Genomic DNA, 23392 nt, shown 5'->3' on the forward strand with positions numbered 1-23392 from the left:
ACGAGGCCAATAAACCTCATCCAACGCCTGCTGATGCAACCCCGCCGCACACCCATGCGCCACCGCACTAAACAACGGCTGCATTTCTTCCAGCGTATCGGGAAACTCTTTCTCCGGTAGGGCTTTGTAGTATTCGTACAGCCGTTCATGCGCCTGCTGCCACACTTGCGGCTGCTGGGTTTGCAGTTGCCCGCCGAAGTATTCGCGGATCAGCGGGTGGCAGTCGAGGTCGCCGCCGCTGTCATGCTGTGACAACAGGTGGTGCTCTTCGCGCAAACTGGCGATGGCTTCCAGCCATTCATCTTCATCAATGCCTGCGGTCAGGTGCGGAATCTGCGCATCCCACAGCATTTGCAGCACGTCTTGCCCGATGGGGTGGTCGAACAGCCCCAACAAGTGCAGCAACGCCAGTTCCGGCTCGCCCGCAAACCATTCCGCGTAAGCCTGCATCACCTTGAAGGCGTGGCGGCTGTCGCGGTTGCCCGTTGCTTTGACCAGTGCCTTGAGCGTATCGCGCTTGCGTACATCGCCCTGATGCCGCAGCCGCAACACATTCCCCAGCAAACTCAACGCCAGCGCATGACCGCCGTATTCGCGCACCGCCTTGCCCAGTTCCGCCGCACTGCCCTTAACCCCCAGCGATTGCAGCAACTGGATGCCATCCGCCGCCGTCAGGTTTTGCAAATCGTGGCGGATGACGGTGGGCGCGTCGCGGTCACTGAGTTCATGCAGCGCAATCCGCGTGGTGATAATGCACAAACCGCACGGATGGCGGGCAAGCTGGCGCAGCAACTGGCGAATGGCCTTGTCCTTGAGTTCGCCGCGCACGGCCGCGCCGCCATGTTGCAGCGGCTCCAGCCCATCCAGCACCAGCACGTAGCGTTTGCCGCGCAGCAACTCGGCGAGGTGGTCGCCCTTGTCCTCCTCCGACGCAAACCGTTCGCGGGTCGATCCCAGCTTGGCAAACGCATGGCTGAAAAACGGCGTGGCGGAAGTCTGCTTGTCTTCGCTAGAACCTTGGGCATAGAAAGACCACTCAAACAGTACAGGAATATTGGCGGTGTGGTTCAGCCAGTGGCGTAGCAGCTTGGTCTTGCCTGTGCCGCCGGGGGCGATGAATTGGATGATGCGGGTAGTGTTGCCAGACCAAGCATCATTAAGCAATTGAAGTTCGGCAATACGACCGAAGAAACCGCCTTTAACGGTGGGGAGGCGGTCGGTGTGGATAAGAATTGGCGCGTGTCCATTCGCGGCTTGCATGGAACGGAGTTCTCCCAACGGCGGCGCAATGTATTCAGCTTGCCCCGTCAACACACGGTACAACTTGTCGTAATCACCGGGTAGACAGTACGTCGAATAAGATTTTAGCGTTAGCGGTACATGCTCCAGACTGCCATGTGTCGGAATCATCGGGATGAACTTGCTGTTGCGGTAATAGTGGTCGTACAGCGTTTGCGAGATGACCACGCCTTCAAATGTCACGCCACGTCCGCCCTCCGTTTCCTGCTTGCGATAGCGCCGCAAATAGGTTTCGGTGCAAACCAGCAGCACGAAATCAGCCGCTTCGATCTGGTTTTCCATCCAGCATTGCCAACCTTCCGGTGGAAAGCCGTTGATGTATTGGTCAAGCAGGCACTCCAGCCCATCTGTGCGCAAACGGTCAGATATGCCGCGCACAAAATCGCGGTGCAAGTCGGAATCGTGGCTGTAGCTGATGAAAACCTTAGTAACCTTCGCCATGTGAGCCAGCCTAGAGTGCTGTTTGACAAAATTTAATCATATCTTAGCCACTCAGTTTCTCCTAAGCTAACCCTAAAACCAACCCATCTCACAAAATATCAGCAAACAGAGTTTTGCTCTGTGTAGAGTTTGGCTACACTCCTGCTACCATCAAATGACGAGAAACCCATTATGCGCGACTTTGGTAGCTTCGATTATATTATTGCCGGAGGCGGTGCAGCCGGTTGTGTACTTGCTAATCGCTTGACGGCTAATCCAGCTATCACGGTTTTATTGCTCGAAGCAGGTAATGATGAGCGTTGGATCTGGACAAAAATCCCAGTGGGTTATCTCTTCTGTATTAACAACCCTCGGACGGACTGGTGCTATCAAACTCAAGCAGAACCCGGCCTCAATGGGCGTTCGATTCTTTATGCACGTGGTAAAGGCTTAGGCGGGAGTACCCTGATCAATGCCATGCTGTATTTACGCGGACAAGCACGCGATTATGATGAATGGGCAAGGCTCACCGGAGACTCAAACTGGTCTTGGCAGCAGGTGTTAACGAGCTTTAAAGCCGTCGAACATTACTGGCAAGGTGCAAGCGAATATCATGGCGCGGATGGTGAATGGCGGGTTGAAAAACAGCGCTTGTCGTGGGAGATTTTAGAGCGCTTCGCTGAAGCAGCAACCCAAGCTGGGATTCCTAATACTACTGACTTTAATACCGGCCATAATGAAGGTGTCAGCCAATTTGAAGTCAATCAGAAATTCGGTACACGCTGGAGTTCGGTGCGCGGCTTCTTAAATCCGATTCGGAGTCGGCGTAATCTAACCCTTGTCACCGCAGCACTCAGCGACCAAGTAATGTTTGAGGAGCGGCGTGCAATCGGCATCCAATTTTATTTGAATGGCGAAATTTGCCAAGCCAAGAGTCGCTTAGAAACAATCCTCGCGGCGGGTTCGATCGGCTCACCTGCTATTTTACAGCGCTCAGGTATTGGTGAAGCCGATTTCTTAAAAACAAAAGGTATCCCCGTGCGCGTCCATGCCCCGGGCGTGGGTGCAAATCTACAGGATCATTTGCAATTACGTAGCATCTATAAAGTACAGGGGATTCAAACCCTGAATCAGATCGCCAATACTTGGCACGGCAAAATCAAAATGGGCTTGGAATACGCTTTTTTACGTAAAGGCCCCTTGACGATGGCTCCCAGTCAACTGGGTTTATTTGCCCGTTCGGATGCCTCAGTTGCTACCCCGGATTTGGAATATCATGTGCAGCCATTGTCTTTGGATAAATTCGGTGAGCCTTTACATGAGTTCCCGGCTTTCACTGCCAGTGTCTGTGATTTGCGCCCCGAATCACGCGGTTGGGTAAAGATTGCGGATGCCCATCCACAGCATGCGCCCTTAATTGCGCCTTGCTATTTAAGCACTGAAGCTGATCGCCTCAAAGCCGCCAAAGCACTGCAGCTTACCCGCCGTATTGTACGCCAAGCCGCTTTACAGCCCTACCAGCCCGAAGAGTATTTGCCCGGTATTGACTATCAAACAGAGGAAGAATTAGCGATAGCCGCTGGTAAGATTGGCACAACAATTTTTCACCCCGTCGGTACCTGCAAAATGGGAGCAGCCACTGACCCACTGGCCGTCACCGATAGCCGTTTACAAGTACGTGGCGTACAAGGCTTACGAGTAGTCGATGCCTCCATCATGCCCACGATTACCTCTGGCAATACCAGCTCACCGACGATTATGCTAGCGGCAAAGGCAGCGACCATGATCTTGCAAGACCGACTGGGTGCTTAAAGCAGCAGCATCCTAAGCAAGATCGGGTTAAACTGCTTGGCTCAGAAAATAAGCTTAAAATAGGAGCATGGCTCATGCCGATTGGCAATTTAATGCTGGATTTAACCAGCACCACTCTAACCGCTGAAGAAGTGGATTTATTAGCGCATCCTGCGATTGGTGGCGTGATTTTTTTTACTCGTAATTATGAGTCCATTCAACAACTGACCGCATTAGTCAAGCGAGTACGCATGGCAGCCCAGCGCCCACTCTTATTAGCCGTGGATCATGAAGGGGGACGAGTGCAGCGTTTTCGCCAGTCATTTACCGTTTTACCTGCCTTGGCACGCTTAGGCGAACACTATGCGACTGACCCCCTCGCTGCACGCCAAGCTGCTTATCGACTGGGTTGGCTGATGGCGGCAGAACTGCGAGCAGTCGATATTGATATTAGCTTTGCTCCGGTATTAGATTTGAACTATGGCCCGAGCCAAGTCATCGGTGATCGCTCATTTCACCGTGAACCCGAGATTGTTAGCGAATTAGCTGGCGCTTATATCGGCGGGATGCATGCAGCAGGAATGGCCGCCACAGGTAAACATTTTCCGGGGCATGGTTTTGTCGAGGCCGATTCACATTTAGCAATTCCCGTCGATCTACGCACTCAAGAGCAGATTATGCAAGCTGATGTCTTGCCCTTTGCACGCTTAATACCACAGGGTTTGAACGCGGTGATGCCTGCCCATGTGATTTATGAGCAAGTCGATAGCCAACCAGCCGGGTTTTCGAGGATTTGGCTACAAACCATTTTGCGAGGGCAACTAGGCTTTAACGGGGTGATTTTTAGTGATGATTTAAGTATGGAGGCCGCTGGCGTTGTCGGCGGTTATGCCGAACGTGCTGAAGCAGCCCTCGCAGCTGGGTGCGATATGATTTTAGCTTGCAATCAGCGCGCTGGTATTATCGAAATTTTGGATCAAGTGAAACTGCAAACCTCGCCAGCTTCGGCAGAACGCTTGACACGGATGTTAGGCCAGCCATTTATGAATCGCTCGGCTTTATTAGAACAAGCTTATTGGCAGCAGGCTGTCGATGAAATTAGTCATTTAGCCTAACCACTGCTAACAATAGTTTAACAAAGAACCGATAGGATCAGGGCATGAGCGAAACTAAAATTGCATTTGCAGTGATTGGCGGCACGGGCCTCACTGCCATCGAAGGTTTAGAAGTGATTCATCGTGAGGTGGTACATACGCCTTATGGCGAGCCTTCTGGGCAAATTACTCACGGCATGATTGGGGGACAGCGCATCGTATTTTTAGCTCGACACGGCTATACCCATAATATTCCACCCCATCGGATTAACTATCGTGCCAATATTTGGGCGCTACACAGTATTGGTGTACGCAATGTGGTCGCGGTCGGGGCAGTCGGTGGGATTACGCCACAAATGGCACCGCAAACTTTAGTGATTCCGAATCAAATTATTGATTACACCTATGGACGTAGCCATACCTTTTTCGATGAAGGCTTAAGATCTGTCACCCATATTGATTTTTCCCAACCGTATTGCCCTAAATTACGCCAAGCTTTGCTGAACGCGGGCAAACAAGCGGCTATTGACCTGATTGACGGCGGCACCTATGCCGCAACTCAAGGCCCACGTTTAGAAAGTGCGGCCGAAATTTTACGCCTTGAGCGCGATGGTTGTGATTTAGTCGGAATGACCGCCATGCCCGAAGCGGCCTTAGCAAAAGAACTAGGCTTAAGCTATGCAAGTTGCTCGGTGGTGGCGAATTGGGCAGCAGGAAAAACGTCCGGCGAAATTACTATGAGCGAAATTCACCGAAACTTGGTCGTCGGTATGGAGCGTTTGCGCCAATTACTCAAAGTTCTAAATTGTTGTGACCTCTAGTGTGACTCAGGCTTTTGAAGCAGAGCTTATTTTCCAGCCGCAAGCCTCACGCCTGCTGCTCAGCTTTATTGTCCTCAGCCATAGTTTAGTCGCTAGCTTAGTCGGTTGGATGCCGCTTAGCCTGCTCGAAAAATTCAGTCTAGTCTTAGTGATTTTAATCGCAGGCTACTCTAGCTGGCGCTGGCATGCTGGGCTGAACAAGACGGCTTTGCAAACAGTGATTTGGCGGGAGTTAGGTGCTTGGGAGCTTGCGACCTCAGGTTCTGCGCTTAAAGCAGCCCAATTGACTCAGCATTTTAGTCATCCTTGGCTGAACATTTTGCATCTCAAAGCTCAGCGACAGCGCTGGGTAGTTATTATTTTGCCCGATAATCTCGATGCTGTGCGGCGGCAAATTTTACGGCGAAGGTTGCGCTTATTGGTTTACCCCCAATAAGCCGTTGGCTGCCTGCTGGATCGGCTTCACTAACGGTTCTAAATGCTTACGCATCACCGAACCCACCGCATCACTACCGCCAAACACCGTATTTAAACTATCCTCCCCCAATTGCGCTAAGACGAGCAGATTGTATAGATAACTAGACTGCTCCGTCGGCATGAGCTTAAGTACCGTTTCTAACTCTCGAGGTGTGCCTATGCCTTGGCAATAAGCCGCTGCGCGTTGCAGTGCTAACTTGACTTCGATCCCACGAGGTTCTGCAAACTTTAAGTTAAACCGTCGCTGGATCGCACAAAACAGTGAAATCACCACTTCTTGGTCAGCAGGCTTTTCTAAAGCGAATAGCAATGTCTGTAGCCAATTTTGCCCCTCGGCGCTGAGGCTTTGCTGTAGCGCCTTGGCAAAAGGATTATCCGCCACAAGAGCGGTTTGCAAAGCAAGCTCCAGCTGGGCAGCCTGTGGATGTGGGGGTGAGCTAAGCGGTATCTGCTTAGCTTCTGCGTGCAGAAAACCAATATAAAATGGATTTTTGCGTTTGGCACGATTCCATAATTGCTCGCGCTCCAGCTGCGAAATCAGCTCCCCTTGCAGGCATAAACGCACGGTATCGACTATATCCAAAGCCTGCTCTTCAAACGGTAAAAATTCCAATAAATAGCTCGCCAACTCTTGACCCAAAGAGCCGTACACGACTGTCGATTTTTCTAATAACCGCCGCGCAGTATCCGCCGAGGGATAAGCCCACCAAGCGCGGCTCGCCACTTCATGACTCAAATCCGGGTTATGCACCACAGCAACCACGGCTTCTGGCTCACCCAATAACAGCATTTGCTCAAGGTTATTGCGGGCATGTCCAGTCCGTGTCCAGCGTTGCAGGAAGACTGGATAACCACCGGGCGAACCCGTAACTTTTAAGGATAACCACTCTCGAAGCCAACGTAGATATTGCTCATCACGAGTCGTTGGATTCAAGCGGATTTTAGCTTCACCTTTAGCCGTCAAAGCATGTAAGGTCATAGTCGCTTCATTCAAGCGAATTGCTTGCACCGGCTGGGCAAATAGCACATTGAGGCGCAAACTGTCTTCATGGGCAAGTTGCATAAGGGTTGGTTTAAAACTCATAAAGCTTCACAATACCTCATAAGATTGAGCACAAAAACGACGATATTAGACGGTCATACCACTGAGTACGGAGAAAAAACGGTGTTAGCTACTCTATTAGAGCGCGGCAAGGATCTGCATAGCAATATGCAAGAATGGCGACGTGATTTACATCAGTACCCCGAAATTGCTTATGAAGAGCATCGCACCAGCCAAAAAGTCGCTGCACAACTCAGACAGTTAGGTCTTGAAGTCCATACGGGGATTGGCGAAACAGGGGTCGTCGGCATCCTCAAAGGCAAACAAGCAGCGGATCGGCATCTTGCTTTGCGTGCTGATATGGATGCACTCAAACTGACAGAATTAAATAATTTCGCGCATGCCTCCTGCCACCACGGCCAAATGCATGGTTGTGGGCATGATGGGCATACCGCGATGTTGCTCGGTGCAGCGACTGCTTTAGCCAAGCATCCCGAGTTTGCGGGTACAGTTTATTTTATCTTCCAACCCGCTGAAGAGGGCGAGCGTGGGGCTTTGCGCATGTTAGAGGATGGCTTATTTAAACGCTTTCCGATTCAAGAAATCTATGGCATGCATAATTGGCCGGGCTTGCCTGCAGGTGAGTTTGCGGTACACTCAGGACCGGTAATGGCCGCGATTAATGGTTTTGATATTAGCATTACCGGCAAAGGGGGGCATGGGGGCATGCCCGATCAGGTGAATGATCCGATTATTATTGCCGCACAACTGATTAATGCCATACAAACGGTGATCTCTCGTAATCTCTCACCGGTACACAGCGGAGTGATTAGCCTTACCCAGATTCAAGGCGGCAGTGGTGCCTATAATGTCATTCCAGAAACAGTGACCTTACGCGGCGCGATTCGTACTTTTTATAAAGCGGATTTAGAGCTGATTTATACCCGTTTGCGTACTTTAGTCGAATATACAGCAGCAGCTTTTAATGCCAAAGCTTCAATTAAATTTCTTGACGGTGCAACAGCGACGATTAATCATCCCGCCCAAGCTGAACGCTGTTATCAAGTCGTCAAAAACTTGGTGGGGGCAGATAAAGCCCATTGGAATCCAGAGCCGAGTATGGGTGCAGAAGATTTTGCTTACTTTTTATTAGAACGCCCCGGTGCTTATATTTGGATTGGCAATAGCAACTCACCACAAAGCCCTGCTCTGCATAGTCCTTATTACGATTTTAATGATGAGATCCTGCCGTTAGGGGCAGCCTATTGGGTTAAATTAGTACAAAGTTTAAGTCCTTTACCTTAAAAGCCGTAAGCACTTAACCATTTTCAAGGTATTAGAAAGGCACTAGAGTTAATGAAGCCCGCTAGTTAGAGTGATACACTCGTGGGCGTACTGTAGGGAGACCCTGCAATTTTTTGAATGACGGAGTTTGTAATGCTCAAAGTAGGTTTTGTCGGTTGGCGTGGCATGGTCGGTTCCGTGCTGATGGAGCGCATGCAGGCCGAAAAAGATTTCCAAGGTTTTGAACCCGTATTTTTCACCACCTCTCAAGCAGGCCAAGCAGGCCCTGATGTCGGGATGGGTGCTAAGCCTTTGCTAAATGCCTCTGATCTGGATGCTTTAAGCCAAATGGACATTATTGTCACCTGCCAAGGTGGCGATTACACGACCGAAGTGTATGAAAAATTACGTACCAACTGGAATGGCTACTGGATTGATGCTGCCTCTACTTTGCGTATGAAAGAGGATGCGATTATTGTCCTCGACCCCGTGAATCGTCACGTCATTGATGCTGGCTTAAAATCTGGCGTTAAAAACTATGTTGGTGGTAATTGCACCGTGTCGTTAATGCTGATGGCCTTAGGTGGTTTATTCGAGCAAGACTTGGTGGAATGGATGTCGACCATGACTTACCAAGCAGCCAGTGGCGCGGGTGCAAAAAATATGCGCGAATTGCTCACGCAAATGGGCGAGTTGAATGGTGAAGTACAAGCTTTATTAGCCGATCCGCACTCAGCCATTTTAGAGATTGATCGCAAAGTCACTGCGAAGTTAAATGATGGCACGCTATCCACTGAGAACTTTGGCGCACCTTTAGCCGGTAGTTTAATCCCGTGGATTGATAAAGCTTGGGAAAATGGCCAGACCAAAGAAGAATGGAAAGGCATTGCTGAAACTAACAAAATCCTAGGCAAGTCCGGCGCGGCTGTTATTCCCGTGGATGGTCAATGTGTGCGGATTGGCGCGATGCGCTGCCATTCGCAAGGTGTGACCTTGAAGCTGAAAAAAGACTTACCGCTGGCTGAAATCGAAGCCATCATTGCTAATCATAATGAATGGGTAAAATTGATTCCGAATGATAAAGCTTCAACTTTAGCGGGCTTAACCCCTGTACAAGCTTCTGGGAGTTTAACCATTCCAGTCGGGCGGGTGCGGAAAATGAATATCGGTCCTGAATATGTGACGGCCTTTACGGTGGGGGATCAGCTACTTTGGGGTGCGGCAGAACCCGTCCGGCGGATGCTAAAAATCACTTTAGATTATTTGAAAACAACTCAGCATTAATTTTTCTGAATTAAATTCATTGATAAGCAAGGCGTAAACCTAAAATTTGCGCCTTGCTTTTTCTAGGTCGATTGACTCACTCAGCTACTCTCCAATCTCAGTCACTTTGCTAACTCACGCAGCGCATCACGGTATTTCTTCATCACTTTCTCTGCTGCTTGCATTTGCACTTCAAAATTACCAACGCTCATGGATTAAACGCTAGCCGTGGTTTTGGCTAAGCAAAATTCAAATCCACCATCAGCTGATCCGAAAGCTCTTCTAGCTTAGTCTGTACTTGTTCTGCACTCACGTCCACTGGCAAGCTCAAAGTCAGCGCTGCAAAAAATAGCGTACCGCCTGACATTGGCGCAGGGCGCTGCTCGCTAAACAGCTCTTCAATATTGACTTTTAGGCTGGCTAATTGAGTGGTGATGTCACGAATAATGCCGGGTCGATCTAAACCTAACACTTCGATATTTAGGGTCGCGGTGATGGGGGGGGCTTCCAGTGTTTCTGCAATGAGTACTTGTAGGCCACGGGTTTGCAATTGATCTAAAGCCGCTTTTAGATGTGCGACCTGCTCACGCGGCAAAGCCACTTGCAGCAAACCTGCAAACTGCCCACCCAAATGCACCATACGGCTTTCTGTCCAATTACCTTGCTGCTGATTAAGCACCTCGGATAAAGCCTGCACCAAGCCCGGATGATCTGGCCCTAAAACAGTAAGAATCAATGTGGTGTGCATAGGTCTCTCCTCGAGTAGGGGGATAATTATTCTCTTAAGATAGGCAAACTAGCATTAAATCGCTAGCTAAGGCTAGTAGGCTAGTGTCTAAAGCGGTAACTGCACACTATGCTCACCATCTTGTGAAATCGGTAGCGTCGCATCAAGCTGATAATAATCCCCGGCTTCCGCCGCAAAAATATGAGCTGCCAGCTTTAAACCTTGCGGCTGATCTAACGACCCAGCAGCAATCGACAGGCGCTCACCTTGCTCATCCTCAAAAAATAAGCTTGAACCACATACCTGACAGAACCCTTGACGCAAACCGGGCTGATAGCTATACCATTTCAAACCTTCTGCTTTCAGTAATTGAAAATAGACTTTGCGGGTAGCGGTCGCGGCAACAAAATGCCCACTAAACCGCCGACATTGCTCACAATGGCAAGCAATCACCGGGCGCAAAGCGCCATTCACTTGATAACGCACTGCGCCACAAACACAACCGCCCGTAATAGCCTGTTTGATTTCAGTCATACTTATGCTCCTAAGGGGCGAGCTAAACACTCTGCAGTTAAACTGGCTGAAATTAATCCTAGGTCTCCGCTGAGTCCGGGTATATCAAGGCGCTCAATCTGCAGTTTAGTCTCTAAAACTTGGCCTGCCATTTGTTGAGCCTTGATCTCTGCCGCTTGGCGCGCTAAACGCTCAGCTTCAGCTAAAGCCTGTGAGGCATCTATAAAAATCAGCGGCTCACTACCATGATGCAGCGTGAAACCGCCTTGCTCACGCAAACCCACGCTCACCACTGCCTGTACCCGAATCAAGCCCATCGCCGCACCAATCGCATTCGCGACTTCACTACCCGTAGGGATCAGCGTCTCAACACCTAAACGCTGACCGACTTCACCATAAAATACTGGCGCAGGTCCACCCACGGCGACTAAAGGAAGGGACGGTTGCAAACTCACTTGCAAATGATTTAACCGGCTGTGTCCACGCGCCACTAGGCTCACTAAAGGATCGTTCACCGCAAAGCTACAACCTGCTAACGATTCGAGAAGGACATGCACACTTTTTGCCACCATCACTTCAAAAATTTCTTGCGCAAAGGCTTGGCATTCGGCTTCGCGCTTTGCTTCATTATAAGAAATCTTGCCATACGAACGACCAATCATGAGGCAGGCTAACTCAGCGACTTCTTTTGACCATTGCGCTTGTCTGCCTAAGACATGCGCGGCATCGCTTGGGGTGAAACCTGCCAACTGGACTAAGCCCCGTTCCACAAAGCGCAACACACGTCGCCGATCACTCACCGAACTAACGACCTGCGTCCAAGGCAGCGGCTCTTCGCCGAGTGCAGCCAATAAACTTTTTTCAGCCTTGGTTAAATCCGATGGGTCTTGGCTAGGGTCAAAGCCTTCAGGACGCAATAAGAATAAAGTCGCAATCCCCAAACCCATGCCTTGTGAGAGTGCCGTTTGCAAAGCCTTGGCCACACTCGGCCAACGTGCACCAATCAAAGACACGGGCACAACGCGATTGGCTTGCAGTGATACCTTGCCTTGGGGGTCAACCGCCACTTCACTGTCACCACCTAAGCCGATGGTACGCATATCAATCGCCTTAACCATCGTCCGATGAAGTCCGACCCTTGCGCCTTTTTCATTTAAAGCAGGCCAACCCTTGCACACTATCGCCACATCAGTCGTTGTGCCACCAATATCCGAGATAATGAAATCCTTTAAGCCAGAGATAAAATTTGCACCGATGACACTAGCCGCCGGTCCTGACAAAATCGTCTCAATCGGTTTTTCCATCACTGCAGCGGCCGTGGCTAGCGAACCATCCCCCTTGACCACCATCAAAGGTGCAAGAATGCCATGCGCTTGCAGAGCCGTTTGCACGGCATGAATCAGGGCAACAATCATCGCAATAATCCGCGCATTAAATGCTGCTGTCAGCGCTCGCCGTGGACCATTTAAAGCCTCGGATAAATCACAAGAGGCTGTCACCGGGCAACCAGTATGCTGTTGAATCAAAGCTTGAACGCGGCGCTCATGGCTCGCATTACGGACTGAATACACCCCCGCCACCGCATAAGCCTCAACACTATCGGCTAAAACCTCTAACTCCGCCAATAAACTCGTTTCATCTAAAGCGGCCAGCTCACTACCATCATATTGATGCCCACCTGCAATCCGCAGCACTTTAGCAGCGGGTAAAGCCGTTTTCAGCTCAGTGCGCTCAAGCATAGTGTCATCGAAACCCAGCAGAATGACCGCAATCGCTGAGCCTTTACCTTCGACTAATGCATTGGTTGCCAAAGTCGTGGATAAGGATACTAAACCAATCTGCTGTGGATCTAGCTGGCCTCGGCTTGCAGCCAAAACACGCTGCAAAGCTTCAAGGACTCCTAGGGATAAATCACCTCGCGTGGTCAGTGCTTTGGCGGAAGCTAACATTTTGCGCTCGCGGGTATCCATCACGACCGCATCAGTATAAGTACCCCCAGTGTCGATGCCGATATTGAAAGCACTCATACTCTGCGCCTACGCCGCCGCTGACTGGAATCGTCGACTATTGCACCTGACTGAGTAGGTTTTTCGACCACTGCAAATAAATGCGGAAAAGGATCGGTTTTATGTGGAAAGGCCATTGCTTCAACAAAATACTCTTGGAATTTAGGCTCAACGGCCGTTTCAATTTTGGTAATTTGCCGTACCACTGTTTCAATCACGCCGCGAGCCTCTTGATTCAATAAAGCAATTCGTGCACCCGTACCGGCCGCATTCCCTGCTGATGAAACTTTATCTAACGGGCAGTCTGGAATTAAGCCTAAAACCATCGCGTGTTTAACATCAATATGGCTACCGAAAGCGCCTGCTAAGCGAATCCGTTCCACTTGCTGAACCTGCATTTTATCCATCAATAAGCGCACACCTGCATATAAAGCGGCTTTAGCTAATTGAATCTGGCGTACATCGTTTTGGGTGACGGTAATCATCTGCCCTGCACTATCCCGATAGACCACATACGACCAAGTACGGCCATTCGGAATAATCAGCTCTGGATACTGCTCAGCTAGACGACCATCAATCACCCCATCGGTGCTGATCACCGCTGCTAAATACATTTCAGCAATGACCTCAATAATCCCCGAGCCACAAATTCCATTCACCCCAAGCCCTGCAACCGCCTCCGCAAAGCCTGCTTGATCAGACCAAAGCTCAGAACCGATCACCCGGAAACGCGCTTGCTTAGTCAGTGGATCAATCCGCACGCGCTCAATCGCTCCCGGTGCAGCCCGCTGACCATGACTAATCTGTGCACCTTCAAAAGCCGGGCCTGTAGGGCTAGAGCAGGCAAACAGCTGATCACGATTCCCCAGCACAATCTCAGCATTGGTACCCACATCGACTAATAAAGTGACTTCTTCTTGCAATTGCGGCTCTTCAGCCAGCACCACCCCGGCCGCATCCGCGCCGACATGCCCAGCAATACAAGGCAGTACATAGACCCTACCTGCTGGATGAATCTGCAAACCCATCTCACTCGCTTTAATCTTCACCGACTCGTCAGTGGCCAATGCAAACGGCGCACCGCCTAATTCAATCGGATTAATCCCAAGGAAAATATGATGCATGATTGGATTACCAACCAACACCAATTCCAGAATCTCTTCACGTTGAATAGCTTGATCTTGGCACAGCTGACCAAGGACAGTATTGAGACCATCGTGGATCGCTTGGGTGAGGGCTGCTGCGCCCTCGGGGTGCATCATCACATAGGAAACACGGCTCATTAAGTCTTCGCCGAAACGAATTTGTGGATTCATCAAACTACTTGAACCAAGCACTGCCCCCGTGCTTAGATCACATAAATGAGCAGCCACCGTAGTCGAGCCGACATCAATCGCGACACCATAAACTGTTTCACGCAAACCCGGCCAGACTGCCAAAATCTGCTTATTTTGATAAACCGCAGCTGTCACTGCCCACTGGCCTTGGCGCAAAGCGGTTTGCAAATTCGCTAATAAATTAAATTCGTAACTGAGACCGGTGAGCTGCCATTCGAATTCCAAGGCATCTAGCAAACGCTGCAAATCACCTTTTGGATCATGCATATCGGCTTCAGTGACCTCCACATAATGCAAAGTCACACTCGGATTGAGCACAATATCGCGCTGCTCAGCGGCTTTGCGCACCAACTGCTTATGCACTTGGCTGTCAGGTGGCACATCAATTACCACATCGCCTTGCAGATAAGTATGGCAACTTAAACGCCGCCCTGCCGCCATTGGCTTGCGCTCTTGGTTGTAGCGCTCCTCCGTGGCGGTAAAAGCATTCAAATGCTCAAGGCTAGAAGTGATGCCATGCTTAGGAAAGCTACCTTCGGCACAGATAATTTGGCAACGCCCACACAGTCCGCGCCCACCACAGATCGAGTCAATATCAACGCCCAGCTTTTGCGCGGCCTGTAATAAAGGCGTACCGATAGGAAATTCCCCACGCCGACCAGAGGGAAGGAAAACGACTTTAGCTGTACTCATAGCTTTCCTTTAAGCTCGGCGACGACGGCGATTTTCACGGCCTTCGCGTGCACCACCTTCACCTTCAGGGGCTGGCTCACGATATTTACGAATCCAATTCGCACAGTTTGGGTCATGTCCCATCATGACATCAGCCCCGAGTACGGCTTGCATCACTTCAGCATGTAAAGGGCTAGTAATCGCTGAGGTCATGCCTGCACCAATGGCCATCGTTAAGAAAGCACTATTGATCCCATTCCGATTCGGCAAACCAAAGCTGACATTAGACGCGCCACAGGTGGTATTCACTTTTAGCTCTTCGCGTAAGCGCCGCACTAAAGCCATGACTTGACGACCAGAATCATTAATCGCTCCAATTGGCATGACTAAGGGGTCAACAACTACTCGATCCCGGGAAATCCCATGATCAGCAGCCCGCTCGACAATTTTCTTAGCGACGTTATAGCGCACATTAATATCTTGGGAAATACCCGTTTCATCATTAGAAATTGCGACTACTGAAGCCCCATACCTAGCGACTAACGGTAAAACTCGCTCTAAACTTTCATCTTCACCCGTGACTGAATTGACTAAAGCCCGACCTTGATACACAGCCAAACCCGCTTCGAGTGCAGCAATAATCGACGAGTCAATACACAGCGGAACATTCGTAATCGACTGCACGAGCTGAATCACTTCCGCCAGAATCCGAGGTTCATCCGCGAGTGGAATGCCTGCATTCACATCCAGCATATGAGCACCTGCTTCAACCTGAGCGAGCGCATCCGCTTGCACACGGCTGTAATCGCCATTTTTCATTTCTTCGGCGAGAATTTTGCGGCCCGTCGGATTGATACGCTCGCCAATGATGACAAAAGGCTCATCAAAGCCAATACGCACTTCCCTAGTCGGTGAGCTAATAATGGTCACGGTCATACTGATGCTTCCTATGGAGTAGTCGGTTGAAGTTCTTGTGTTGCAGTGGTGGTGCTGGATTCGTATATACCAGGGTGCCAAGGGGTACGTCCTTCCAGTGCACCCGAGCGCTCGACAATTTCCGCGACATTGTGCTCTTGGCGATAAGCCATAATATGCACCCCATGTACGCCTTGAATTTCGCGCGCTTCATTGATCATATCAATACAAATATTGATGCCTTCCTGCTTTTGATTCTGTGCACCTTTTAAGCGACTGATAATGCTATCGGGAATATGTACCCCCGCCACATTACTTCGAATCCATTCTGCCGTTTTCGCAGAGGCTAAAGGGCCAACGCCGAGCAGAATAAACACTTGCTCGTGCAAACCTAAATCGCGCACTTTCTGTATATAGGTTTTGAACATGCCCATATCAAAGCAATATTGGGTTTGCACAAACTGCGCGCCCGCCGCAATTTTCTTCGCTAGCCGCAAAGGGCGATAGTCGAAAGGGGGCGCGAACGGATTAGCAGCTCCCCCTAAAAAGACGCGCGGTGGAAAGGTGAGCTTACGCCCACTCAGAAAACGACTTTCATCACGCATGGTACGAATCGTATTCAGCGCAGTCATACTATCCAAATCAAAGACGGGCTTGGCTTCTGGATGATCACCAGATTGCACACCATCACCGCTCAGGCAGAGGATATTGCAAACGCCCATCGCCGCCGCACCGAGCACATCACCTTGAATCGCAATCCGGTTACGGTCACGGCAAGAAATCTGCATCACCATCGCATAGCCTTTGCGCGTGAGCAGCGAACACATGCCCACGCTCGACATATGGCAATGCGCACCCGAGCCATCAGTGGCATTCATTGCATCCACATAACCGTCAAAGAGCTTGGCGCGGGTGTAAACTTCAGCAGGGTCAGCCGAATCAGGCGGAGCAATTTCAGTGGTCACCGCAAAATGCCCGGCACGTAATACTCGCTCTAAACGTCCGGGGGAGACATGATTCGGTAAAATGGCTAAATTTTCTCCGGGCGTAGGCTCATCAGCATAGGAAAAAGAGGGTAATTGGCTTCTTCTTAGAATTTCACTCATGGACGCAGCTCCGAGAGATTGACTACTGGCTATTCTGTTGGCTAGTTGCAAGCGCAAAATCGCTGCACTAGTGTGCTGAAAGCATGTTAGATTTGATTGATTGAACAGTCAATCAGTATTAGCCAATGAACGAGTCACTAACAGTAAGCTAGCTTGAAAATGGTTTAACTGGTCATGGGTCAACCCTGAGAACAGAGGTAGAATAGTTCAACTTTAGGAGCAAATGGCAATTTTTCTTGTATGAATATTATGCTGGTCTTATGGCTCATCGCTGAAAAACAGAAAGACTCCCAAAAGAGTCTTTCTGCTCTGCTAATCACGATTCAAGATAAAATTTAGTAAGCTGGCCAGTTTCTGGTTTTATTTAAAAAACCCAGATAAACCGGGATGCTTTAGGATCAAATCTTTTACCGTCACGCCTTTGTTATTCTTTATATTGATATTTGCACCTCGTACAATCATCATTTTGATAATCTGTTGATTGATGTTAGTTGAGCCTTTATTGTTGATAAGAAACTCATGTAATGGTGTATTACCAAGGCTTGTCTTCATGTTTATATTGGCGGATGTGAGCAATTTACTTACTAGTTCTATATTAACATCCAACCCACTGAGATAAAGATGTAAAGGGGTAACGCCACCATAACTCTGTCTTTTGTTCAACAAAGCAGAGTTTGCTCGTGCTAGCTTCTCTATTGCTTCAGGGCATACGTTATAGGTGTGATCACTTAAGTGATGCAAATCCTCCCAACGATAGGATGAATTTATACCCTTTTTCCCATCAAAATCCGGTATGGGTTCATAGAGTGTTTTATTATCCTTATAAAGTTTAATGTTCTGTTTTAAGAATAAATGATAAGCCTCACAGGGAGCCCAAAGTGCTCCTCCTTCGCCAATCTGGCGTAACAACACATCTTTTACAGATACTCCTTTATTTATCATAGTTTGAATAAAAACTAAATTATCAGAATAAAAAAAAGCTATTTTTCTTAACAACTTAGCCTGATCTATCCTAGACATTGCTAAAATATAGGGTAATAGCTTATTACCAAGATAATCATCTAGGATATGAAACTTCCTAAGCTGTTCGTCGGGAAGTCCACTGGGCATCTTTATGTTTAAAGACTGCCCATGAAAGTCATAAATCTGTTTATCAGACAATCCTATATTTTTATAACCATTGGAATAAAACCAATGATCTGCGCTTTCAATACATTTATAAATCATATCACCTGCTATATTACCAATAGGTGCTCCGGTATATATAAAGTCGCACGCTGATAATGCATTGGCTGCGTGAGTATCTAATAAGCGAATTTGCTTATTATTCAGTATATTTTTTTGACCCGAGAGATACTTCACCCTTTCCTCTGCATGAAGATAGTTCACGCAACCAAAAACTAACAAAAAAACAATCGATGAAAACCTAATTACCAATTTAAAAGAATATTTATTCATAATGCGTTCTGATTAAAATAAGATAGTACAGACTTTACTGGTGCTGTGATTCGATTTGGATGTCCAAAATAATGGGTAATCGTTGGATCTTTTTGAATACTTGATATTGTATTAGCTTCACTAAAGGTAGGCACAACTCGTGGTTTTACATTAGAGTTTCCTTTAGGGCCAGCCGCTCTCACAAAAGGAGCACCCCTAGCCACTAATGCACTCATTACTCCTGATGCAAGAGTAGTTGTTGTTGCACTGCCATGAATTGAGGCTGGGCTACCCCGATAAAATGCGTTGACTTTTTGTATCATAGTAGCCGCAGAGTCATTAACTGGATTTATATGCAATCCAATTATCTTTGCTCCTCCGTCCCTTAGATCAATAGCACTATTCATGTGCTCTCCAAATATATAGACCGTAAACTTAATTTTTGGAAACATCCTCATAATACTTATTGCTTGATCTATGTCTGTTGTATCATTATGAATATCCAAAGAAATATCAATCGTTCTATTTAAAGTACCTTTAATATAAGTAGGCGCATGTCCTAGCATATCCCATGCTACCGCTGGACTTCCTTCTACATACCCAAACGAATTCATTCCCCCATCCAAGCCAATCGGATCACTTTGCACATACCGCCCTGTCTGTGGATTGTAATCCCGATGGAAATTATAATGCAGCCCCGTTTCAGCATCATAGGTCTGTCCGGGGAAACGCTGGTTGTAGTGCAAGCTCAAACCATCCTTATCGGGGTCTGTATCGGGCAGGGTTTCGCCAAACGGCTTGCTATCCCACGTCCAAACGGTTTTGCCTGTGGCATCGGTGATGACTCGCGGGGTGTCGATTTGGTCGGCATAGATGCGGTAAATGTTGCCGTTCTGGATCAGGGCAATGGGGGTAGAACCTAAGTAGATGGTTTCACTAGACTGTAAGCCCGTCACACCCTGAACATATTCACCGATGATCTGATCGTTGTCCCAAGCATAATAAGTCGTCGTTTGTCCGACCACTTTCTTCACTCGCTGTTCATCCGCGTTATATGTGTAGTTTGTGATGTCATCCACACTCGCTAAGCGGTTTTGAGCATTGTAGGTATAACTATGCTCTCCATCATTCAACAAATTGCCATTAGCATCTAAAGTATGACTCATGCTGCCCATAGACACCAACCGATTGCTATCAGCTTGAATACCGTAAAACGTATTCAGGCCATTATTCGTCTTCACAGTACGATTACCATTCGCATCATATTGAAATACTTGAGATTCGGAATGGGTACTATAGCCAGCTAAACGCCCCAACACGTCGTAACGAAAGCGCTTAGTTTTTGTACTATCACCACGGTCACTCCAGCTAATAATATGACTAACTGCATCATAGGCCAAAGTCCGAGTGATATGACCGAGTGGAAAGCTTTTGAGTCTGCCCATTGCATCATAGGTTTTCCGATAGCTTGTACCATCTGACCACTGCCAACTCGTCACTTGCCCTATAGCATTATAAACAATGTGGCTTAAATGAATCTTTCCGTTCAGGCTGATGCTAAGCAATTTATCTTGCGCATAGGTATAACTAACGACCCTACCACTCGGTAAGGTTTCGCTTTGTAGCTTGCCATCAACGGTATAACGATAGCTATGAACTAACGATATATCCCCTATGCTTTGTACCTTACGAACGACATGACCCTCACTATCATAACCATAAGTCGTACTACCACTGCTATCCGTCAATTGACACAGTCTGCCGATCCCATTATGACAAGCATCATAGGTATATATCGCTGTGCTGCCATCTGACCAAGTCGTTTTGACCTTACGATTCAATAAATCATAGCTATGCACCACTTGATTACCATTCGCATCAGTACTCGACTTTAGATTCTCACTAATATCATAAGTTTGTCTCATATCACCACGGTCAGCACTTGTCTCACTAACCACATGATTCTGATCATCATATAAATAAGTAGTTTTAGTGCCATTCGCTGCAACCACGAGTATACGGTTGCCATTGGCATCATAAGCATACTGTGTTACACCACCTGCAGGGTCAGTACTCTTCACTAAGCGATTTTGGGCATCATATTCATAGGTCGTTACGCGACCTAGAGCATCTATTGCACTAGTTTGATTACCAACTTTATCATAGCTATAAATGCTCGTATGACCTTCCGAATCAATCAGTTTGGTGAGTTGATTACGATCATTATATTCACGCTGATTGCGCCGAACAACTTGACCCGTCACATCAGAAATGGATTCAGAGAGTTGGTTATTATTTGCATCATAGGTATACATTGTTGTATTACCTTGGGAGGTAATAGTGCTACTGATATTTCCAGCCGAATCATAGATAGTACGATCTATACTACCATCTGCATAAGTCACCTTCGTCTCACGACCAGCTCTGTCGTATTCATAGTGAGTGGCCTTCCCATTACTGGTGATGCTGATAAGACGTCCGCCCGCATCATAATGACTTTCAGTCACTACCCCATTGATGTCACGTGACCGTAAAACACGCCCAGCTGCATCATATTTCAAAATTTTGCGAGTATGTCCTAAGGCATTAACAGTAGTTATATGATTACCATGCGCATCATAGATCTTTGTGGATAGCGCTCCATTCTCGGCAACCTCCACTATAGATTGACCAAGGCGATTATAAGCTATACTAGTTTCGCTCATTTCCAAACCACTTGCCTGAATATCAGACCGACTCTTCAATCGACGCATCGCAGCTAGCTGAGAATTAATCTGAGTATTCGAAAGGCGGGCGGTAGGAGCACTTGATGTACCTTTTGTGGTATTAATCAACCTACCATTAGCATCATACTCATATAAGGTAACTTTTCCTGCTTCAATGGTTTTGATAGGTTTGCGGAAGTGGGGATGCCATTCGGTTAGCGTGGTACGAGCTTGCGCTGTGCCTGCGGCGGTGGTGGTGGATTCGGGCAAGCCACGGGCGTTCCATGTGATCAGGGTGACAAGACCATTTTTGTCCACGCTTTTGGTGGGATAGCCGTTCGCGTCGTATTCGGTAGTGTCGGTTGCGCCTGCGCTATCGGTGCTGCGGGTTGCCCGTGCGAGGCCTTGGATGATGCGGTGGGCGTAGGTGTCGGTGGTGGCGTTGGCTACGTCGGTGACACTGGTTTCTGCACCGTTGTAGGCGAAGGCGCGGGCTTGTGTGCCTGCTGCGGCTTCGCTGTGAATGACGCGCCCGTCTTGGTCATAAGTGTAGCGTGCAACCACTGCGCCCGTTGCATCGGTGATGCTGTCGAGCTTGCCGTCGGTGTAGGTGTAGCTGTGGGTGCTGCCGTCGGAGAGCGTGACTTGCGACAGTTTGCCGTCTGCTCCGTAGGTGTAAGTGGTTGTGCCTGCGGCACTTTTTGCTTGGGTAAGTTTGCCATAGGTGTAGCTGAAGGTCAGGCTTTGACCGAAAGGGCTGGTGACTTTTTCCAGTTGCCCCGCGCTGAGCGAAGTCGAAGTGTAGTAGCTGAGGGTAGTGGTTTGCCCTTGTGGGTTAGTGATGCTGTCAGGCTTGCCTGCAAGGTTGTAGCTTTCTACACTGCCATCCGGCGTAGTGACACTCCAGCCACGAGCGGTCGATTCCAGTTGGTAAGGTTCGCGGGTAGTGGTTGCCCATTCACCGTCTTGTTCGTAGAAGGTGATGCGGCTGCCATCAGCACGGGTGAGGATGTGGATGGGGTAGCTGCTGTTGCCGTCACTGCCTTGCACGGGTAGACGAGCCACGGTTGTACCGTTGAGTTTAAGTTCGCACAATCCGGCGTTAAATACAGCATCAGCGATTTGCAGTTGACCGTTGTAGGCAGTGCCGCTGATTTGCTGCCAACCCGATTCGCAAGCCGCTTTAGCATCAGAGTATTCAGAGCTTTTTACGCCTTGCCATTCGGTGATGGGGATGCCGCCTGCATCAAGGCTAGTGTTGTAGTTGTGCTGCCAACCGCCCAATACGCCAGGGCTGACACCTACGGAGGAAAACTGGCGAAATAAGACCAGTTGACTGGTGCTCATATCACTTTCGCCATACGCCATTTTTCCTGTGAAAACGTCAACATTGTTAATAGACGCGCCATTGCCTGATATTTCTGGAGCAAGGTAATATCGGCTGGCAACCTTGGGTAAGTAGTTACTATCTGAGTTTAAACCATTATTATTACTATCATTACAAGCAGTGTTAGCAAAAGCGGTTAATATCGCAGCTGTAAGTAGCCGATATGAGATCATGAACTAATCCTATGGGTAAGTGGATATTGGTTGTTGTTTATTTTATCGCCATGCAAAAAAAAAAATCAACCAAAATTCACAACCCACTACAATTTTATTCGTACTATTATACTCAAGTAATTGAATTAATTAACCAAACGATAAAAATAAAAAGGCTCCAAAGGAGCCTTTCTGCTAGTCACGATTTAAGATTAAACTTAGTTGACTTCGAGTTTTGCCAATATAGTGTAAGTGGTCAAGCTAATTTCTCACTTATTTTTGTTGCAATACATTTTTTTATCAAAGCATTCGCATATTAAAATTTATGTCTATGTGCTTATTTGCCCAATAAACTTACTCTAATTAGACTAATTAATAACTTATGAAGCAAAGAAAAACCCGCTAAGGTCATAATAAATTAAGCACCTGCAGTGAGAGTAGCTAGTTTCGTGCCCTATCGCACTTCACCGAACTGCTTACTTAAAGATTGCGAATGCGCTGCTCAGCTGACCTCAACCAAGCTGACTTCCCTTTCAAACGCCAATCCAACATCGGCTGTACAATTTGAATCGCACGCTCTTCAGGCTTCAGATTTTGCGTACCTTCCCAAGCGACCACCCAGACGCAATCCATTTCCGGTTTAACTTCGCATTTACCATTAGCACGCACGCCACCACAAGGGCCATTGCGGATGGTTTTGGGGCAATTCATCGGGCAGGACATGCCAGTTGAACCTAGCGTACATTGCCCACACGATTGCGAATCAAATAGAAATCTTTTGGCAGGCTTTTCAATAAACATTAACGGCTTTTCGATTTTTTCAAGGCCGATTTTTTCTAAGCGCGGATAGAGTTTGACCAGCGCATTTTCAATCTGGTGATAGATGGCTTTCAGCGTATTTGAATGCCTAGCTGACCAACGACGCATCGCATACATAGCAATCT

Annotated in this window: 17 protein-coding genes; 6 read left to right on the forward strand and 11 right to left on the reverse strand. The window is 48.2% G+C overall.

Going from position 1 to position 23392, the window contains the following annotated elements; genetic code table 11:
* On the reverse strand, positions 1–1740 hold a 1740-nt coding region (locus B5D50_RS01990; RefSeq protein WP_143594215.1), incomplete at its 3' end, for an SEFIR domain-containing protein.
* A 171-nt stretch (positions 1741–1911) separates the two neighbouring features.
* Here B5D50_RS01990 and B5D50_RS01995 point away from each other — a divergent pair.
* The 4 genes from B5D50_RS01995 (at position 1912) to B5D50_RS02010 (ending at position 5861) form a co-directional block, all read left to right on the forward strand.
* A complete protein-coding gene (locus B5D50_RS01995; RefSeq protein ID WP_078920914.1) occupies positions 1912–3531 on the forward strand; it encodes a GMC family oxidoreductase in 1620 nt (539 codons plus the stop codon).
* A 74-nt stretch (positions 3532–3605) separates the two neighbouring features.
* On the forward strand, positions 3606–4625 hold the full coding sequence (gene nagZ / locus B5D50_RS02000) for a beta-N-acetylhexosaminidase (RefSeq protein ID WP_078920915.1): 1020 nt from the start codon (positions 3606–3608) through the stop codon (positions 4623–4625).
* A gap of 44 nt (positions 4626–4669) precedes the next feature.
* Entirely contained in the window at positions 4670–5425 is a 756-nt protein-coding gene (locus tag B5D50_RS02005) for an S-methyl-5'-thioinosine phosphorylase (protein ID WP_078920916.1), read from the forward strand.
* 1 nt (position 5426) lies between these two features.
* Positions 5427–5861, forward strand: coding sequence for a hypothetical protein (locus B5D50_RS02010; RefSeq protein ID WP_143594216.1), 435 nt, complete (start codon positions 5427–5429; stop codon positions 5859–5861).
* On the opposite strand, the gene B5D50_RS02015 is transcribed toward B5D50_RS02010, so the two are convergent.
* Entirely contained in the window at positions 5841–6986 is a 1146-nt protein-coding gene (locus B5D50_RS02015) for a hypothetical protein (RefSeq protein WP_234975767.1), read from the reverse strand. The genes B5D50_RS02010 and B5D50_RS02015 overlap by 21 nt on opposite strands.
* Before the next feature lie 81 nt (positions 6987–7067).
* Between B5D50_RS02015 and B5D50_RS02020 the strand changes: the two genes are divergently transcribed.
* Both B5D50_RS02020 and asd read left to right on the forward strand, forming a co-directional pair.
* On the forward strand, positions 7068–8249 hold the full coding sequence (locus B5D50_RS02020) for a M20 aminoacylase family protein (RefSeq protein ID WP_234975768.1): 1182 nt from the start codon (positions 7068–7070) through the stop codon (positions 8247–8249).
* A gap of 132 nt (positions 8250–8381) precedes the next feature.
* On the forward strand, positions 8382–9512 hold the full coding sequence (gene asd, locus B5D50_RS02025; RefSeq protein ID WP_078921244.1) for an aspartate-semialdehyde dehydrogenase: 1131 nt from the start codon (positions 8382–8384) through the stop codon (positions 9510–9512).
* 217 nt (positions 9513–9729) lie between these two features.
* Here asd and B5D50_RS02030 read toward each other — a convergent pair whose 3' ends face one another.
* The 9 genes from B5D50_RS02030 to B5D50_RS02075 all read right to left on the reverse strand — a co-directional run bounded on the left by B5D50_RS02030 (position 9730) and on the right by B5D50_RS02075 (position 23384).
* Positions 9730–10239 carry a glycine cleavage system transcriptional repressor gene (locus tag B5D50_RS02030; RefSeq protein ID WP_078920919.1) on the reverse strand — a complete coding sequence of 170 codons (510 nt, stop codon included), beginning with the start codon at positions 10237–10239 and terminating at the stop codon, positions 9730–9732.
* Positions 10240–10326: 87 nt separating this feature from the next.
* On the reverse strand, positions 10327–10752 hold the full coding sequence (locus B5D50_RS02035) for a GFA family protein (protein ID WP_078920920.1): 426 nt from the start codon (positions 10750–10752) through the stop codon (positions 10327–10329).
* A 2-nt stretch (positions 10753–10754) separates the two neighbouring features.
* A complete protein-coding gene (locus tag B5D50_RS02040) occupies positions 10755–12758 on the reverse strand; it encodes a hydantoinase/oxoprolinase N-terminal domain-containing protein (protein ID WP_078920921.1) in 2004 nt (667 codons plus the stop codon).
* Entirely contained in the window at positions 12755–14767 is a 2013-nt protein-coding gene (locus B5D50_RS02045; protein WP_078920922.1) for an ASKHA domain-containing protein, read from the reverse strand. The genes B5D50_RS02040 and B5D50_RS02045 overlap by 4 nt, the downstream gene beginning before the upstream one ends.
* Positions 14768–14776: 9 nt before the next feature.
* On the reverse strand, positions 14777–15682 hold the full coding sequence (locus B5D50_RS02050; protein ID WP_078920923.1) for a dihydropteroate synthase: 906 nt from the start codon (positions 15680–15682) through the stop codon (positions 14777–14779).
* A gap of 11 nt (positions 15683–15693) precedes the next feature.
* The gene (locus B5D50_RS02055; protein ID WP_078920924.1) at positions 15694–16767 is read right to left on the reverse strand and encodes a methylenetetrahydrofolate reductase; all 1074 of its coding nucleotides are present in this window, start codon (positions 16765–16767) and stop codon (positions 15694–15696) included.
* A 360-nt stretch (positions 16768–17127) separates the two neighbouring features.
* A complete protein-coding gene (locus tag B5D50_RS02060) occupies positions 17128–18225 on the reverse strand; it encodes an ankyrin repeat domain-containing protein (RefSeq protein ID WP_078920925.1) in 1098 nt (365 codons plus the stop codon).
* A complete protein-coding gene (locus tag B5D50_RS02065) occupies positions 18222–22256 on the reverse strand; it encodes an RHS repeat-associated core domain-containing protein (RefSeq protein ID WP_159448547.1) in 4035 nt (1344 codons plus the stop codon). Before B5D50_RS02065 ends, B5D50_RS02060 begins: the two co-directional genes overlap by 4 nt.
* 672 nt (positions 22257–22928) lie before the next feature.
* Entirely contained in the window at positions 22929–23384 is a 456-nt protein-coding gene (locus B5D50_RS02075) for a methylenetetrahydrofolate reductase C-terminal domain-containing protein (RefSeq protein WP_078920928.1), read from the reverse strand.
* Between the last annotated feature and the right edge of the window lie 8 nt (positions 23385–23392).

It is taken from the genome of Thiothrix eikelboomii (assembly GCF_900167255.1).
Classification (GTDB): domain Bacteria; phylum Pseudomonadota; class Gammaproteobacteria; order Thiotrichales; family Thiotrichaceae; genus Thiolinea; species Thiolinea eikelboomii.